At 72.1% G+C, this 16,656-nt stretch carries 13 protein-coding genes and 1 pseudogene; 6 read left to right on the top strand and 8 right to left on the bottom strand.

Features of this window, described 5'->3' with window-relative positions:
- The 4 genes and pseudogenes from B0E53_RS39140 to B0E53_RS07550 all read left to right on the top strand — a co-directional run.
- Nucleotides 1-161 (top strand): annotated as a pseudogene (locus tag B0E53_RS39140) (endonuclease/exonuclease/phosphatase family protein); the annotation flags it as partial.
- Nucleotides 162-398: 237 nt separating this feature from the next.
- Complete coding sequence (locus B0E53_RS07560) at nt 399-1,115, top strand: hypothetical protein (RefSeq protein ID WP_210405979.1); 717 nt, start codon at nt 399-401, stop codon at nt 1,113-1,115.
- Nucleotides 1,003-1,344, top strand: coding sequence for a nuclear transport factor 2 family protein (locus B0E53_RS07555; RefSeq protein WP_168215260.1), 342 nt, complete (start codon nt 1,003-1,005; stop codon nt 1,342-1,344). Before B0E53_RS07560 ends, B0E53_RS07555 begins: the two co-directional genes overlap by 113 nt.
- A 174-nt stretch (nt 1,345-1,518) precedes the next feature.
- Nucleotides 1,519-4,137, top strand: coding sequence for a tetratricopeptide repeat protein (locus B0E53_RS07550; protein ID WP_107075344.1), 2,619 nt, complete (start codon nt 1,519-1,521; stop codon nt 4,135-4,137).
- 103 nt (nt 4,138-4,240) lie between these two features.
- Here B0E53_RS07550 and B0E53_RS07545 read toward each other — a convergent pair whose 3' ends face one another.
- The 8 genes from B0E53_RS07545 to B0E53_RS07510 all read right to left on the bottom strand — a co-directional run bounded on the left by B0E53_RS07545 (nt 4,241) and on the right by B0E53_RS07510 (nt 13,702).
- Nucleotides 4,241-5,728 (bottom strand): aminotransferase class V-fold PLP-dependent enzyme, encoded by a 1,488-nt coding sequence (locus B0E53_RS07545; RefSeq protein ID WP_107075343.1) that lies wholly within the window; start codon nt 5,726-5,728, stop codon nt 4,241-4,243.
- Nucleotides 5,725-7,140, bottom strand: coding sequence for an amino acid adenylation domain-containing protein (locus B0E53_RS07540; protein ID WP_107075342.1), 1,416 nt, complete (start codon nt 7,138-7,140; stop codon nt 5,725-5,727). The genes B0E53_RS07545 and B0E53_RS07540 overlap by 4 nt, the downstream gene beginning before the upstream one ends.
- On the bottom strand, nt 7,137-8,345 hold the full coding sequence (locus B0E53_RS07535; RefSeq protein ID WP_107075341.1) for a cytochrome P450: 1,209 nt from the start codon (nt 8,343-8,345) through the stop codon (nt 7,137-7,139). Before B0E53_RS07535 ends, B0E53_RS07540 begins: the two co-directional genes overlap by 4 nt.
- On the bottom strand, nt 8,342-8,572 hold the full coding sequence (locus B0E53_RS07530) for a phosphopantetheine-binding protein (protein ID WP_168215259.1): 231 nt from the start codon (nt 8,570-8,572) through the stop codon (nt 8,342-8,344). The genes B0E53_RS07535 and B0E53_RS07530 overlap by 4 nt, the downstream gene beginning before the upstream one ends.
- Nucleotides 8,550-9,641, bottom strand: coding sequence for a condensation domain-containing protein (locus B0E53_RS07525; RefSeq protein ID WP_146167613.1), 1,092 nt, complete (start codon nt 9,639-9,641; stop codon nt 8,550-8,552). Before B0E53_RS07525 ends, B0E53_RS07530 begins: the two co-directional genes overlap by 23 nt.
- Nucleotides 9,634-10,965: an MFS transporter gene (locus B0E53_RS07520; protein ID WP_246835290.1), complete on the bottom strand. Its 1,332-nt coding sequence runs from the start codon at nt 10,963-10,965 to the stop codon at nt 9,634-9,636. The genes B0E53_RS07525 and B0E53_RS07520 overlap by 8 nt, the downstream gene beginning before the upstream one ends.
- The gene (locus tag B0E53_RS07515) at nt 10,962-12,143 is read right to left on the bottom strand and encodes a condensation domain-containing protein (RefSeq protein ID WP_107075338.1); all 1,182 of its coding nucleotides are present in this window, start codon (nt 12,141-12,143) and stop codon (nt 10,962-10,964) included. Before B0E53_RS07515 ends, B0E53_RS07520 begins: the two co-directional genes overlap by 4 nt.
- Before the next feature lie 269 nt (nt 12,144-12,412).
- Entirely contained in the window at nt 12,413-13,702 is a 1,290-nt protein-coding gene (locus B0E53_RS07510; protein ID WP_168215258.1) for an MFS transporter, read from the bottom strand.
- 484 nt (nt 13,703-14,186) lie between these two features.
- Here B0E53_RS07510 and B0E53_RS07505 point away from each other — a divergent pair, with 484 nt between their 5' ends.
- Nucleotides 14,187-15,608, top strand: a complete 1,422-nt coding sequence (locus tag B0E53_RS07505; protein WP_107075336.1) for a glycoside hydrolase family 6 protein — start codon at nt 14,187-14,189, stop codon at nt 15,606-15,608.
- Between the two features lie 274 nt (nt 15,609-15,882).
- Nucleotides 15,883-16,284, top strand: coding sequence for a DUF6069 family protein (locus B0E53_RS07500; RefSeq protein WP_246835289.1), 402 nt, complete (start codon nt 15,883-15,885; stop codon nt 16,282-16,284).
- Nucleotides 16,285-16,656 lie beyond the last annotated feature (372 nt).

Genomic DNA, 16,656 nt, shown 5'->3' with positions numbered 1-16,656 from the left:
AGGACACGGCCGGGAACGGCTTCGGCTTCACCTGGCCGGCAAAGTTCCCGGTGGTGCGGATCGACCAGATCCTGGTCCGCGGCGTGAAGCCGGAGAGCTCATGGCTGCTGCCGGCCACCGGCAGCGACCACCTGCCGGTGGCAGCCAAAATCAGCTGGTGAACAGCGCGTAAAGGCTGGCGCTCCACCTCCTGCGGCAGGGAGCACGGTCGTCTGCCATCACCGCTCCCCTGGGTAGAAGCATCGGTTACGCGGGTGGCGGGCGGCGAACCGCGGGCGCCGCAACGAACGGCGGACCATACTGGCACGGTGGAGGAGGACCTCGTCGAACTACTGGCCTCGACCGGAGTCACCTGCCGGTTGTTGGTCGAGCAGACGCGGGGCCCATACCACCGAGCTGTGCATCCCGAGCGTCGGGAGATCACCGAGGACCGCGATGGCCTCCCGCTGCGCCTCGGGCTACGCCTACTGGCGGCGGACGCCACCACTCCCCTCGCGGACGTCCTCGTCGAGGTCTGGCAGGCCGACCACGTGGGCCGATACTCCGGCTTCCAGCCATTCGAGGCGAGGCCGGGACAGGTGGTCACCTCGGAGTCGGTGCCGCACGATGTGATCGCCGCCGGTGAGACGTACCTGCGGGGCAGCCAGCGCACCGACCAGCGCGGGATGTGCGCGTTCAACACGATCTACCCGGGCTGGTACGCCAGCCGCACCGTGCACATCCACCTCATCGCGCACCTCGGCGACCGCTCGGTGACCACGCAGCTCTACTTTCCCGACCCGGTCACCGACCAGGTTTTCACTCGCCCGCCCTATCGGGGCCGGCCGCAGCGCGACACCACCAACGCCACCGACAGCATCTTCGCCGACGGCGGTGAGCAGATGATCCTGGACCTGCAGGGAGATCCGACGACCGGCTACACCGGGTCCTCTGCGTCGTCCTCGACGCGCAAGCGCGACCTGCCTCGACTGCGGGTCCTTCGGCAGAAAGCGACGGTTGATCGTGGCCAGCACGGAGCAGATCAGGGCCACCATCGAGGCTCACCTCGCCGCCGTCGGCGCCGCCGACGCTACCGCACTGGCAGGTCTCTACACACCGGATGCCCGCCTGCATGACCCCGCTGGCGGACCCCCAGTCACCGGCCGAACGGCCATCGAGCAGCACTTTGCCGGCGTCCTCACCGAGCAACGGAAAATGGAACTGGTTATGGTGGCGATCGCCGACCACCACGCCGCGTTCCACTTCCGCGCGACACCAGCCGAAGGCCCCACCAGAGAGGTCATCGACACCATGACCTTCGACGACCAGGCCATGATTACTTCAATGCACGCGTACGCAAGCTAAAACCAAACCCGGTCGCTGGTCGGGTGACGCGTAGGCAGCGGGGTTCGTGTCTGTCCACTGGGGAGTGACGGGGCGGCGATCCCTGGCGCGGGCACGGTAGCGTGTAACGCACTCTGGCAGAACCGCCCGGCGCCCCTCGGCCCCGGGCACGTGACACCTGACGTGAGGGCGCGCATGACGGCCGCCGACTTCGGCGTCAACCCGAGCACCGCGACCAGCCCGGAGCAGTACGTCATGCTGCTGCGTCGCGTCCGTGACCAGTCCGGCCTCGCCTACCGTGAGATTGCCCGCCGCGCGCAGCGCAACGGGGACGTGCTGCCGGCGAGCACCCTGGCGACGATGCTGGGCCGGTCAACGCTGCCCCGCCGCGATCTGGTGTCGGCCCTGCTGCGGGCCTCCGGCGTGCCGGACGACCGCGCGGCAGCGTGGCTGGCCGTGTGGGGCCGGCTGGCTGCCGCCCGTACGGCGGCGAGGCCCCCGGCGGCCGCACGCGGAACCTCATCGAGCCGACTCGGACACGCCCCGGTGGGTCCGGCCGGCCGCACCACCGGCCCGAGCGGTCCCGTCGCCGCGCCGGGCTCCGACGGTACCGGACCGACATCCCCTACGCAGCGCTCCGCCGCCCTACGCCTGATCTCCGCAGGCGGCGGGGCCGGGACGGTCGGCCCGGAAGGGGCACGGGCGGCGTCCGGCGGGGGGCGGGACCGGACTGTGTTGCGTGGGTTGCCGTGGCCGACCGCCGACGAGGCGCGGCCGGTGGAAGGCGGGTCAGGGGCACCGGTTCCGTATCAACTGCCGCCGGCGCCACCGTTGATGGTCGGCCGCTCGGCGGAAATCGGCCGGCTGCTCGCGTCAACGGTGGTCGACGCCGCGGTCTGCCTGGTCGAGGGTGCCGGCGGTGTCGGTAAGTCCGCGCTCGCCCTGCACGTCGCGCACCGGATCGTCGGGCGTTACGGCGGCGGCTGCCTCTATGCGGACCTGCGCGGGGCCACCGACGGCATCGCGGCGGCCGAGCCCGCGGACGTGATGGGCCGGTTCCTGCGGGCGCTGGGCGCGCCCGCCGTCCCCGCCTCGCTCGACGAGGCATCGGCGTTGTTGCGCACCTGGACCGCCGATCGGGGCGTGCTCGTGGTGTTGGACAACGCCGCGTCGGCGGCGCAGGTCCGACCGCTGCTGGCCAGCGGACCTGAGTGCGCCACGATCATCACGAGCCGGGGCATGCTCCCCGACCTGGACACGACGGCCCGGATCCGCCTCGATCCGTTACCCGACGACGCGGCGCACGCCCTGCTCGCCGGGTTCACCGGCGCCCAACGCCTGCAGGCGGAACCGGCCGCAGCCGCGACGGTCGTCCGCCGGTGCGGCGGGTTGCCGCTGGCGTTGCGCATCGTCGGCGCCCGCGCCGCGGCCCGGCCGGACGCCTCGCTCACCGGCCTGGCCGAGCGGATGGACGACGAGGGCACGCGGCTGGACGTCCTGGAGGTCGGTGACCTGTCCGTACGGGCCAGCCTGCATGTGGGCTACCAGGCGTTCGAGGACGCGCGGCAGGACGAACGCCGGCAGGCGGCCCGGCTCTTCCGGCTCGCCGCGCTGCCGGACTGGACGCACCTCACGTCGTACGGCTGCGCGGCGCTGGCCAATCTGCCGGTCACCGCCGCGGAGCAGGCGCTGGACGCGTTGGTAGAAGCGCACCTGGTCGAGTCGGCCGGGGGCGACCGCTACCGCTTCCATGACGTCGTCCGGCTCTACGCCCGGGAGCGGGCGCAGGCCGTGGACGACCCGCCCCACCGGGAGGAGGCCCTCGGCAGCCTGACCGCATGGCTGCTCACGACCACCACCCGCGCCGCCCGGCTGCTCTACCCGGACGACCGGTTCGGCGTCGACGAGCCGACCGGGCCGACGCGTCCCGGCCCACCACTCGGCAACACCGCCGACGCATGGGCCTGGCTCGAGCGGGAGCACACCAACCTGTTGCTGATTGCCCGCCAGCAGATGGCGGCCGGACGGACACTCACCGAGGTCCGCGACCTGGCCCTCGTGGCAGCCAAGTTCCTCGACTACGCCGGATACATCGCCGAGCAGCTGCAGTTCGGCGACCTCGCCGTCACGGCGGCGAGCCGGAGCGACGACCGCTCAGGCGAAGCGTCCGCGCTCAACGTCATCGCGGTCGCGCTGCTGCGCCAGGGCCGGCTCGACGAGGCGATCCCGATCCTGGAGCGGTGCCTGGCCGTGCATCGCGAACTCGGCGACCGGAGCCGGGAGGCCGCCATCCTCAACAACCTCGGAAACGCCCTGCGCGACCGCGGCGACCTCACCGGCGCCCTGCACCACCTGCAGGCGGCCCTGGTCATCCGGCGGCAACTCGGCCACCGACACAAGGAGGGGTCGGTGCTCGACAACCTGGCACTGGTGTATCAGCGCCAAGGCGACTACTCCCGCGCCATCGCCTGTCACGAGGCGGGACGCGCCGTCGCCGACAGCGGCACCGATCCGCTACGCGAGGCCCAGGCGCTGGTCAACTTCGCCGAGACGCTGCGGGCTTCCGGTGACCACCGGGCGGCGATCGGCCGCGCGGCCGAGTCACTGGAGATCTGCCGGCGCCACGAGCACCAGCGGGGCATCGGCCTGGCGTTGCAGATGCTGGGGGACGCCCACGCGGGCCTCGGACACAGCGCCGTGGCTCGCCGGCACTGGCGGGAGGCCCTGGACCGGCTCGACGGGCTGGACCCGCAGGCATGCGCCCGGCTCCGCGCCGCCCTGGCGCAGGCCACGACCCCCGCTGAACCGCACTGACGGTCAGCGCCACTGCTGGGGTGTCGAAGCCACCTCAGATGCGTTCCGGCCCTGATGTGACGCCGACCAGCGCGATGTACGTGATACGACTGCTGGCTGGCGGTCAGCAGCGTATCCGTGGTGCCAGCCGGATGTCGGCGGGGCCGTTGCGATCCAGGTAGGTCGACGCGGCGAAGGCCAGGAAGCGTTCCGCGTCGGCCGCGGTCGAGGCCAGACCGAAGGAGACGCGTACCGCCCCGCCGGTCGGCAGCCCCAGCGCGGCGAGGTGCTGGTCGATCGTCTCTGCGCGCGCGAGGATCGTTCGGTGCAGGGAGCCGCGGCTGATCCCGAAGGCGGCCTCGGCCGCGCCCGGATTGCAGAAGCACCCCGTACGCAGGGCGAAGCCGGCCGCCGACGATTCGAGCGCGACGAGCCGCTCGTCGACGACCGAGCCGTCCGGGTGGCGGAAGTTGAACGCTACGGTGCCACCCCGGGCATCGCCCGTCGGCGGCCCGTAGACCCGAACCAGCGGCCGGCCGTTGCTGTGTCGCAACGCAGCAAGCCGCTCCAGCAGCCACCCGGTGAGCAGGCCGACCCGGGTGTGAACGAGGTCGACGCCGATCGCGTCCAGCCAGCGCAGCCCGAACTCCACATCGGGGATGCTGAGGAAGTTGAGCGTGCCGTCCTCGAAGCCGGACTCGTCCCCCATCGGCTGGTGCCAGTCGCCCTGGACGCTGACCGCCCGGATGGTGCCACCCGCGAACCAGGGGCGGCGCAGCCGGGTCAACGCGTCGCGCCGGGCGAGCAGCCCCCCCACCCCCGTGGGATAACCGAAGAGTTTGTACCAGCTCAGGCAGACGAAATCCGGGCGGACGACGCTCAGGTCCAGCCGGTTCGTTGGGACGAACGCGGCGGCGTCGAGCAGCACGTCGTACCCGTGCTGCTGGGCCAGGTCCACCCACCCCAGCGGATGCTGCACTCCCGTGAAGTTGCTCTGTGCCGGGTACGCGAAGAGCCCCGAGGCGCCGGACCCGCGCCACCGGGAACGGCTGGCCGGCCCGCCCCGTCCGGTGGCCAGCGCGGCGATCACGTCGGATTCGGCCACCCGCAGGTCGGGCCCGGCCAGCGGCACGTAACGGACCGGGGCGCGAGCCGCGCGGGCGTACTCCCGGATGCCGTTGACGGAGTTGTGGTTGTCCCAGGTCAGCACGAGCGGGCGGCCGCGGCCGAAGCGGTACGCCTCGCCCACCAGGCGGCAGGCGCCACTGGCGTTGGGGGTGAAGACGACCGCGTACTCGGTCGGGTCGGCACGGAAGAAGTCGAGCACCGCGCGCCGGGCCGACTCGACGAGCGATCCGGTCGTCTCTGAGGTGGGATTCTCCGAGTGCGGATTGCTGTACAGGCCCGAGAGCAACCGGTCGTGGTGGGCCACGACCTGGGTCCGTGCGGCCACACCGGCCCCGGCGTAGTCGAGGTAGACCCGGCCGTCGCGGTCGAGGTGCCGATACTCGGTGGCGCGCAGGTCGTCGATTCGGGCGGTGCTCGCGTACGCGGCGGTCGCAGCGACACGCGCGCCGGCCTGTGTCGAGGAGGATTGCTTCTCGAATGTCATGTGGTGTGCGGCCAATCCGATGGGTGGGTCGAGCCGCCGGCCTTGCGGACATCGCATGTGCTGTCGCCGTCGCGACTGCGGCGCGAGGCTGCGGCACGAGCGGCCGGTCCGTCGTGGCCGTGTCCCGGGCGGCCGGAGCGGCTCAGGGCACGCCTGTCGAGTTTGCCGTTGGGCAGGGTGGGCAACCGCCGCACCCGCTCGAAGGCGGTGGGAACGGCCACGGCGGGCAGCCGTTCGAGCAGGTGTGCGCGCAGGGCTTTCTGATCCACCGGTTCGGCGCAGACAACGAACGCGACACCCTGGTAGGGAACGGCGACGCCGGCGAGGAGCACCGCCGGGTGGGACATCAGGGCGTGCTCGATTTCGGCCGGTTCGATGCGCATGCCGCCGACCTTGAGCTGCTCGTCGACGCGTCCGTGGTAGCGGAGCAGGCCGTCGGCGCCCATGCTGACCCGGTCGCCGGTGCGGTACACCGGCCCTCCGGACACCACGCCCGGCGAGGAGATGCACAGCTCGCCGTCGTCGATCGAGATCGTCGTGCCAGGGATCGGACGGCCGATGGGCACCGGGTCCTCGCCCACCGAGCACCTGTGCACGGTGCTCCAGACGGTGCACTCGGTGGGGCCGTACTCGTTGTAGAGCGTCGCGTGGGGCATTCGCTCGTGGTGCAGGTCGACCAGACCGGGCGGGCAGCTCTCCCCGGCCACGATCACGGTGGTCAGGCTGGGCACCGGCGAACGCAGCACCAGCCGGTACAGGGACGGCACCATCAGGGTGTGGGTGGGCCGGTGCGCGGCGCCGGCCCGGATCAGCGCCCGCACGTCGAACGGCCGGTCGCTCGGGATGACCAGGGTGCCCCCCGTGCACAGCGCCCAGTAGATGCCCGCCACCGAACTGTCGAACGAGATCGACGAGCACAGCAGGAACCGCTTCGGCGCAAGACCGTAGTAGTCCAGGCGGGCACCGGTCGAGTAGCTCAGCGCCGCCCGCGACACCGTGACCGCCTTCGGCACGCCGGTGGAGCCGCTGGTGAACAGCGTGTACGCGTCGGGCCCGTCCCGCCAGTCGCGGCGAGCCGGACGCAGCGACGCCAGCAGGCTCTCGGTGAGCACGACGGCGGCGCCGCTGCCCGCGGCCATCAGTTCGCGGCGGGCCGCCGGGAAGGCCGCGTCGACGGGGACGTAGCGCGCGCCCGCCCGCAGTACGCCGAGCATGGCCACAATGGCCCAGCGCGACAGTCGGGTGTGCACGATCACCGGCTCCCCCACGGCCACTCCCCGCTGCACGAGGTGGGCGGCGACCGCGCCGCTCAAGCCGTCCAGGTCCGCGTACGTCAGGGTCTGCTCGGGATCCACCACGGCCGGCGCCTCCCGGCGGGAGCGCAGTTGCGCCGCCAGCGCCTCGATGATCATCGCCGCCTGGCCACGACCGGCATCCGCTTGATCCCGCCCAGCCACGTCGACCGTACGCGCTCGACCTCGCCGGCAGGCTCGAAGGACGCGAAGGTGGCGAACAGTTCCTCGAAGAAGGTGCGCAAGGTCAGTCTGGCGACCGCCGCCCCCAGGCAGTAGTGCCGCCCGTCTCCAAAGGCCAGATGCCGGTTCGGGTGGCGATCCAGGTCCAGGGTGCCGGCGTTGGGGAAGAGCGTCTCGTCGCGGTTGGCCGACCCGAGCCACACCACGACGGCGTCGCCCGCGGCGACGGGTACGCCGCCGAGTGTGGTGTCCCGCGTCGCCAACCGCATGAAGTGCCCGGCCGGCGAGGTGAACCGCAGCGCCTCCTCCACCGCGCGCCCTACCCGCTCGGGTTGGCGGGCCCAGTGCTCGTAACCGCCGGTGCGGATCAGCTCGGCCAGGGCCGCGCGGGGTACGTGCGGGATGGCGGCGCTGCCGCCGAGGAGCAGGCTGTAGCAGTTGGCCACGACCGCGCCGGGACGCAGCGGCATGGCCGCCAGCAGGTCCACCAGGTCCCCGCGCGGGCGCCGCCGGTGCTCGATCACCAGGTTGAGCAGGTATGCGAACAGTTCCCGGTGCCCGCGGTCGAGGGTCGCGGAGGGGCCGGCCGGCAGCATGACCTCCGGGTCGCGCTCGGCCACCGACATCGACACCCACCGGGCCAGCGTGGGCCAGTCCCCGGCCGGGATGCCCATCAGCGGCCCCAGGAAGGCCAGCGGCAGGGCGGAGGTGAGCTCGGCGAAGTCCACCACCCCGCTGGCGGGGCGAAGCATCTCCCGTACGAAGGAACGGATTGCCGGCCCGTGCCGCGCCACCGCACGTGTGGTCATCTCGCGTTGCAGCGGTCCCCGAATGAGGCCGTGCCGCGGCGGGTCGGACGCCGCGAACTGCTGATTCTGCGCCGGTTCCGGCCGGCCCAGCATGTTGAGCATCACCCCGCCGGTGGAGGTGAACCTGGCATGGTCGGTCAGGACCGTTCGGGCATCGGCGTAGCGGGTCACCGCCCAGAAGCCCGGCCTGCCCTGGACCGACTGCCAGCGGACGGGTTCCCACCGGCGCAGCGCCCGCCACACGTGGTGCAGGTCGCCCGTGCCGTGCAGGGCGGGGTCGGCGAGGTCGGTACTGGCTGGGGGCCGGGTGTGGCCACACGGTGGCGTTCTCATGCGGCCAGTACCTCGTCGACCAACTCGGCGATGGTCGGCTTGAGGAACAGCACCGCGGCGTCGATCTCGACGCCGAGCCGCTCGTAGAGGTCCATCAGCAGGTCGGCGGCGAGCAGCGAGTCGCCGCCGAGGGCGAAGAAGTCGTCCTCGACACCCACTGGCGTGATGTTCAGCTTCTCGCTCCACAGCCGGGTCAGCATCGACTCAAGCTCGGTTCGCGTCGGCACGGACATTCTCCCAACTGTCGATGAACCGCCTCGTCAGGGCACGCATCTCGGCCTCGCGGTACGAGCGGCGGTACCGCAGGCAGATGGTGTAGCCGCCGCCCGCACCCGGCTCGAGCCAGAACGTCAGCCCGTTGACGGGCAGCACCGGCCCGCCCAGCCCGAGCCCGGCAGGGATCGTCAGCGGCTCCATGCCGGCACCGTCCGGCACCTGGATGACCTCGAACTGGGCCAGGCCCGGTCCGCCGTCGGCGAACAGCGCACCGGCCTGCGGCACCGCGTCCAGCAGCACCGGAAACGGAATCTCGTGCGCGTACGCTTCGGCGAACGCGCGGTGCACCGCCGCCACCGTCGGCGTGCCGAGCCGCACCGGCAGCACATTCATGTACAGCCCCACGGTGTCCCAGTCGGAGCGCTGCCGGCCGTGGGTCAGCACCGGAATGACGGCCTCGCCGTGGCACAGCGGGCCGAGGGCCCGCGCGAACGCGGTGAGCAGGACGACGAACGGTGTACTGCGTACGGTCCGGGCGACCGCTGCCGACTGCTCCTGGGTGATGCCGCTCGGCGTCCTGATCTCGGCCGTGCCGGCTTCGCTGGCCGTACCCGGGACGAGGGCCGGCACGTCGGCGAGCATCCGCTGCCAGAACGGCAGGGACCGGTTCACTCTCCGGGAGGCGTAGGTGGACCCGCTGTCGTGGTAGGAGGGCGCCGGACGGGTCTGCGGCTTCAGCACCTCGCGGAGCAGCAGCCGCATCGACCACGGGTCGGACACGGTGTGGTGCGCCACGAGCAGCAACTCGCGGCCGGCCAGGTACGCCCAGAGCAGGCACCGCGCATCGGGCGGGTACCGGCCGGCTGCGGCCGCCGCCCACACGTCGTCAACCGTACGCAGCGCAACCGGCGCCTCACCCAGTACGGGATGCCGGGCCACGATCACGTCCAGCGCCCGCCGCAGGGCGGCCGGGTCGGGCTCCGCGGGCAGCCGGATGGCGCCCAGCGCCACGAACCGGTCGATGTCCGCCGGCCCGCCCGCCCAGGACAGAATCCGCTGCCCGAACGGCTGGTCATCCACCTCGTACACCTCCCATGGCCTTCCCGGCCGTGTCGGCCGGCGCCCGCCCGTGCGGTGCCGGTAATCTCGTCGGCGACTGCCCGGCGTCCCGCGCGACGGCCTCGTCCGGCAGGTCACGCCACCGCCGCAGCGGCGAGAAATAGAGCAGCAGGCCGGACGCCCACACTCCGGCGGCGGCGATCCAGAGCGTCGGCCGCACTCCCAGCCAGCTGCCCAGCAGCCCGCCCGCCAGGGCACCCACCGGCATCACCCCGAAGATCACCCACCGGACCGAGGCGGTCATCCTGCCCAACAGCTCCGGCGGGCAGACCCGCTGCCGATAGCTGATTGCCGCAGCGTTGTAGACGGCGAACACCGCCCCCAGCCCCGCCATGCCGGCGGTGTAGGCGAGCGCACCCCAGCCGGGCTGGGCGACCGGCACGAGCAGCACGGTCCAGCCGAGCCCCAGCGGAGCGATCCAGATGATCCGGGCCGTGCCCACCAGCCGCGCCAGCCGCGCGGACACCACGCCACCACCGATCCCACCCAGCGTGGTCAACGCCAACACCACGCCGACCATGTGCTCGCTCAGGCGTAGGTCGCGCACCAGGTACAGGATCGCCAACGCGAAGATCATCTGACTGAACAGGTTGAGCGACGCCGAGGCCGCCACCAGTCTGGGCATGATCGGGTGGCGGAACACGAAGGACAGGCCGGCGACCAACTCCCGGCGGAAGTCCCGACGCTGCGCCACGGCCGGCGGCTCCTCCCGACTGCGGATCAGCATCAGGGACACCGCGTTCACCAGGTAGGCGAGCGCGTCGATGCCCGCGGTACGCGCCACGCCCAGCGCCGACACCAGCGCGCCGCCCACGCCGTATCCGGCGATCCGCGAGACCGAGTACGTGGTCGCCAGCTTGCCGTTGGCGTCGAGCAGTTGGTCTCCGGCGACGACCGTCGGCAGGAAGCTCTGATGCGCGGTCTCATACAGCACGGTGCAGACGCTGGACAGCAGCGCGACGATCCACAGCTGCGCCATCGTGACCCAGCCGGCCCACGCGCCGACGGCGACGGTGGCCACCAGCGCGGCCCGCACGAGGTGACAGGCCACCATGACGCGGCGTTTGCGCATCCGGTCCACCCAAACCCCGGCGGGTAGGGACAGGAACAGGTAGGCGGCCATCCGGGTGGCGCTGAGGACGCCGACCTCCACGGCGGAGGCATCCAGGACGGTGACGGCCAGCAGCGGGATCGCCAGCATCGAGACGGCATCGCCGACCTCGCTGAGGGTTCGGCCCGACCACAACACCATGAAGTCACGGTGTCGCCAGAGGCTGCCGCTCACGCCGCCTCCTTCACCGCGCGCAGCAGGAGGTCGGCCATGGTGGTCAGGAAGCGTTCCACCTCGGCGCGCCCGTACCCGCTGCGCATCACCCGCACGGTGACCTGCACGTAGGGGTGCACCCGGGCCATCAGATAGAAGCTGGCCCCGCTGTACGCGCGGGGCGGGAGAAACTCGATACGCCCGGGAACCATCTCCGACGGCGCCGGATCGGCGTCGGCCGGCGCCGGGATGAAGGTGAAGAAGCTGCCGTGGTCGAAGTCCATGGGTGTCACGGCGAACGGGTCGTACACGCCGTGCTGCATGGCACGCACCGCCGCGACGTTCACCTCACGGGCCATCGGGCGCACCGGCCCATCGGGGTCGCTGACGGTAAACATGGGCACCCACTGGGTCATGGACGACACCAGGCGCCGCACTGAGGGATCCAGCCGGTTCGCGGCCAACTGCCACAGCAACTGATCGGTCAGACCCGTGGTCAGGGCCAGCGCCTGCGCGTAGACCGTGAGCAGCAGGGTGGGCAGGGTGACCTGCAGGCCCCGCGCCGCCTGGCGAACCGCGTCGTACGGGATACCGGTGTGCGCGCAGGCCCGCACCAGGGGACCCCGGGACACCGGGACCCGCGGCGCCGCGGCGACGGTCCGCCGACGGTACTCGCCGGCCGCGGTCAACCGGGCCCGGAACGCGTCACCGCGCTGGCGTTCGGCCACCTCGCGGGGCGCGGGGGCGTCGGCGGGGCGGCCACCACGCAGCAGGAGGTGAAAGTCGGACTCCAGGATCCGCACCGCCGCGCCGTCGGCCGCGATGTGGTGGATCACCAGGTGGACCTGCGGTGACCCGCCGTCGTCGGGAGTACGCACCCAGGCCCGCCACGCCGGCTGGGCGGCGAGGTCGAACGGCTCCCGCGCGGACGCCTCGGTGAGGTGCACGGGCGGGTCGCGCAGGACCACCTGCCGCACGCCGCCCGGATCCTCGGCCGGGCGGTAGACGGTGCGCAGCGACTCATGCCGTGCCGCCAGCGCGGTGAGAGCGTTCCGCACCTGCTCCTCGGTGGTCCCGGCCGGAACCGACCACACCAGGTCCTGATTGGACTCCCACAGCTGCTCCGGGGGGCGCACCGAGAGGGCTCGCCACATGGAGAGCTGGCCCATGGTGAGTGGGTAGCCACCCTGACTGCGCATAACTCCTCCAGCGGTCGCGGGGGTGGGTGGTCACCTCGCGGCGACCACCCACCATCGTTGGCGTGTCTCAGCCGGTGCAGTCGTCCTTCCGCATCGCCCGCACCTCCTCTCGTCAGAGCGGTCGACTTCCTCCGGATCCGGTGGGATCCGGAGACGCGTCGCCGATGGGATGGAGCTTCTGGATCAGGTCCAGCTGACGCCACGCTTGCCGACGCTGCGCATGCGCTTCTCCTCTCCCTACGTGGCGGCCCCGTGCCCGCCCGGTCATCTCAGCGTCGGCCGCCGCCCGCTTCGGCGGTAGGGCTATCGGCGGTCGAGGGTGTTCGAGCTTGTTCGACCGGGACCTCGAACCGCACCGGCGCGGGAGCATGCGGCCGTGGCCACAGCGGCGCGAGAGCGAGGACCGCCACCGCGCCCGACAGCCCGCTGAATCCGATCACCGTGGTGGCCGACCAACGATCCGCGGCCAGGCCCGCCGTGACCATCGCCGTCCCCTGGAGCCCGCTCAGACCGGTGATGGCCACCCCGAACGCGCGTCCCCGGTATTCCGCCGGCACCGCCCGGCCGAACAACGCGTTCAGCGGGATGGCGAAGGCAGTCGCGGCGCCGGCCAGCACCAACAACAGGAGCATCAGCCACACTGGAGGGACGAGCCAGGCCGCCGCCAGCACCCCGGCGGACAGAGCGGCAAGGGGCAGGATCAGTCGCGCCCGCGCCGCCGGCGGACAGAGCCGGGTGAGGGCCACCCCGCCGAGGGCCATCCCCGCCGGCGCCGCCGCCAGCAACAGTCCGACGGTGCCGGCGCCGCCGCCGTACTGGCGGGCCAGCGGCACCATCAGTCCCTCGGCGGCGTAGGTGAAGGCGCTGGCCGTCCACAGGACGAGGACGTAGGCGCGCAGCCGAGAATCGGTGCAGATCACCCGCAGACCGGCAGCCCGGCCAGGGCGGTCCGGGCTCCGCGACGGGCGGGGCGCGGGGCGGGGACGGACGCCGATCATGATCAGCATCGCCGAGGCCAGGAACGTGCCGGCGTCCACCAGCAGCGCACCGCGTAGCGACAGCAACGCCACCAGACTCCCCCCGACGGCGAAGCCGACCACCTGCATGACCTGGGCGCAGATGTTGTCCACGCCGTTCGCCACCGCATAACGGTCGCCGTCGAGCACCTCGGGCATCAACGCCGCCCGCGCGGCCACGAACGGCGGCCGCATCAGGTTGACCGCGAAGAGCAACACCACCAGGGCAGGCGCGGCGAGGTCCAGCAGCGCCGCCGCCGGGATGAGCGCCGCGCGAGCAAGGTCGCACGCCACCAGGATCCGCCGCCGGGGAAACCGGTCGGCAAGGCCGGAGAGCAGTGGCCCGCCCGTGAGCCAGGCCAGGTAGGAACTGGCGTAGGCGGCCGCCGCCAGCGCGGCCGAGCCGGTGCGGGTGTAGACGAGGTACGCCACGGTCACGGCCGTGAGCTGATCACCTGCCAGGGACAGCAGGTACGCCGCGAACAGGTAGCGGTACTCGCGCACGGCGAACACCTCGGCGTACGTCGCGGCGCGCTCGGTCACCCCGCCCTCCAGTCCTGCCCCACCACCGGCTGCCATCACGGCGCTCGGTCGAGACGCTATCCGCGCCGGCGCCGGCCGGTCCGGGACAACGCGTTCGAGGCCGTTCGATTCCGTTCGGGTGGGCTCAGACGATCGGCGGGGCTGCCCCCGAGGGGAAGTCCTTGTCGCAACGCGTCCCGTGGGCCTGCGCTGGCTGTTCGCGGAATCGGAGGGCGTGGGGCGGGACCGGAAGCTCGCCGGCGGGACCCCGATCGCCGCACAACTGCACGTGGTCCGCACGGTGGCCTGCCGCGCCGAACGCTCCAGCTGGTCGGCGCTGGACGAGCACGGCGAGACGAGACCCTGCGCGAGCTTGACACACAAACGCGGCCACTCCCTCAACGACGAGTCTTCACATCTTGGCAGCGGCGCGCGCCTCCGATACCGTCCATGGGAACGCTCCCATGAACTTAGACACGTCTATGCGATCAGGAGGAAACACGTCGTGGCCATCCTCTCCCCCCGGCACCGCAGATCGGCGGCCATCAGTGTGGCGGCAATCGCGGGCACCGCCGCCGCCGGCGTCTGCCTCGCCGTCGGCGGCGCGTCCGCCGGCACGGTATCCGGATCGCTCTACCGCGACCCGAGTTCGGCCGTTGTCCGCTGGGTCGCCGCCAATCCCGGCGACTCGCGTGCCGCCGTCATCCGGGACAAGATCGCGAGTCAGCCGCAGGCCCGCTGGTTCGCCAACTTCAACCCGTCGACCGTGCAGTCCGAGGTCTCCGGGTTCGTCGGTGCCGCCAACGCGGCGCAGCAGATCCCGGTGCTTTCGGTGTACGAGATCACCAACCGGGACTGCGGCGGGGCCAGCGCAGGTGGGGCGCCGGACCTCAACCAGTACCAGACGTGGGTGTCCAACTTCGCCAGAGGACTCGGCAACCAGACCGTCATCATCATCCTGGAAACCGACTCGCTCGCCCTGCAGACGTGCCTGAGCGGCGGCGAGATCAGCGCGCGTAACCAGGCGCTCACGACGGCCACCCAGACCATCAAGTCGGCCAACCCCAACGCCAAGGCGTACCTCGACGGCGGCCACTCCACCTGGAACAGCGCGGGCGAACAGGCCAACCGGCTCCGGGCGGCCGGCGTGCAGTACGCCGACGGCTTCTTCACCAACGTCTCGAACTTCAACTCCACCTCCGGCGAGGCGAACTTCGGCCGGGCGGTCATCTCCGCCCTCGCCGGCATGGGCATCCCCGGCAAGCGCCAGGTCATCGACACCAGCCGCAACGGGGGTGCCAGCGGGGACTGGTGCGCCGACGACAACTCCGACCGGCGCATCGGGATGTACCCGACGACCAACACCGGCGACGGCAACATCGACGCGTACCTCTGGGTGAAGCCGCCGGGGGAGGCGGACGGCTGCCGGTACACGGCCGGTTCGTTCCAGCCCGACCTGGCCTACAGCCTGGCCAACGGTGCGCCCAACCCACCCACCACCGCGCCGCCGACGACCACGCCGCCGACCACCGCTCCCCCGACCACGACCCCGCCGACCACCGCTCCCCCGACCACGACCCCGCCGACGACCGCGCCGCCCACCACGGCTCCCCCCACCACCACGCCGCCGACCGGTAACGGCTGCTCCGCGTCGGTGGCGGTCAACCAGTGGTCCGGCGGCTTCACCGCAAGCGTGACGGTCACCGCCGGCTCTGCGGACATCAACGGCTGGACCGTGACCATCACGCTGCCCGGCGGCGCCGCGGTCACCGGCGCTTGGAACGCCCAGGCCAGCGGCAGCAGCGGAACCGTCCGGTTCACCAACGTGGGCTACAACGGACACGTCGGCGCCCATCAGTCGACCAACTTCGGCTTCCAGGGCACCGGCACCGGCCCGGGCGCGACGGCCACCTGCGCGGCCGGCTGACCCCACCCGATCCCGCGGCCCGGCGCGGAGGACCCCTCTCCGCGCCGGGCCCGTCCCCGTCCGGCGGTACGGGCCGGACCGGCCGGCGCCGGAATGACGGGTGAGCGAACGTCACCGTATGCGCGGTGACCGCCTCGCCGTATACCCGTGGCGAATGTCCTCGAAAAAAATTTGGGCGTGCTTGTCGATTGGGGGTGGTCCTCTTCGTCGTCCTGGTGAGAGCCCGGTACCGAGCCGGTCCATACACCCCCTGGAGGGCACGATGACCACCACTGTGACCACGACCCGCGCCACCACTTCGACCTTCGGTGTGATGATCCGGTCCGGTGTCGTCGCCACGGTTGCCGCGAGCGCCGCCACCATGGCCGTCGCCGCCGCCGGCCACACGGCAGGGGTCAGCCTCGAGGTGGGCGGTGCCCCGATCCCGGTGGCGGGGTTCGGCGTGCTGACCGCTGCTTTTTCGCTGCTGGGCGTCGTCATCGCCGCGCTGCTGTTCCGTTTCGCCCGGCGTCCGCGGCGGGCGTTCGTCCGCACGACGGTGGTGCTGACGGTTCTGTCGCTGGTGCCGGACGTGATCGCCGATGCCGGGGCGGCCACCAAGGTGCTGCTGATGCTCACCCACCTGGTCGCGGCCGCGATCGTGATCCCCGCTGTCGCGCGCCGCCTCGCCGCCTGACCAGCCCACCCAGCACGCCTGAGTCCACCGTCGGGGCGCGTTGGCATGCAGGTCCAGCTTCTCAGTGGGAGTGGCTGACAAGAGCGGAGCGTGGCTCTTCGAGGGCGGCCGGCTGGTCCGCCCGCGAAGAGCCACGCGATGTGTGGTGATGGTTAGTGGTGGCGGCACAGCAGGAGACGCAGGGCGGCCGCAGCTCGGGCATGGACAACGCTGTTGCCGAGGACACGCAGCGCGCCGGTACGGGAGAGATCGAGTACCGGGTCGGTGACCCACCGGTCGGGCCCCATGAGCCATCGCGGGGCGGGGCGAGGCGATAGGACCTGCCCCACTCCCCCGGGCACGAGCGCTCACCAGTCAAGTCGCTCTTCGTGC

The organism is Micromonospora sp. MH33 (genome assembly GCF_003013775.1).
Taxonomy (GTDB): domain Bacteria; phylum Actinomycetota; class Actinomycetes; order Mycobacteriales; family Micromonosporaceae; genus Micromonospora; species Micromonospora fulviviridis.
Note: the sequence above shows the minus strand (reverse complement) of the source record. Positions and strands in the feature narration are given on the sequence as shown.

Coding starts and splice junctions, on each gene's coding strand:
- B0E53_RS07515 (WP_107075338.1), bottom strand. CDS start 12,143: ATGCGCAGTCAGGGTGGCTACCCACTCACCATGGGCCAGCTCTCCATG.
- B0E53_RS07545 (WP_107075343.1), bottom strand. CDS start 5,728: ATGACATTCGAGAAGCAATCCTCCTCGACACAGGCCGGCGCGCGTGTC.
- B0E53_RS07550 (WP_107075344.1), top strand. CDS start 1,519: ATGACGGCCGCCGACTTCGGCGTCAACCCGAGCACCGCGACCAGCCCG.
- B0E53_RS07535 (WP_107075341.1), bottom strand. CDS start 8,345: ATGAGAACGCCACCGTGTGGCCACACCCGGCCCCCAGCCAGTACCGAC.
- B0E53_RS07540 (WP_107075342.1), bottom strand. CDS start 7,140: ATGATCATCGAGGCGCTGGCGGCGCAACTGCGCTCCCGCCGGGAGGCG.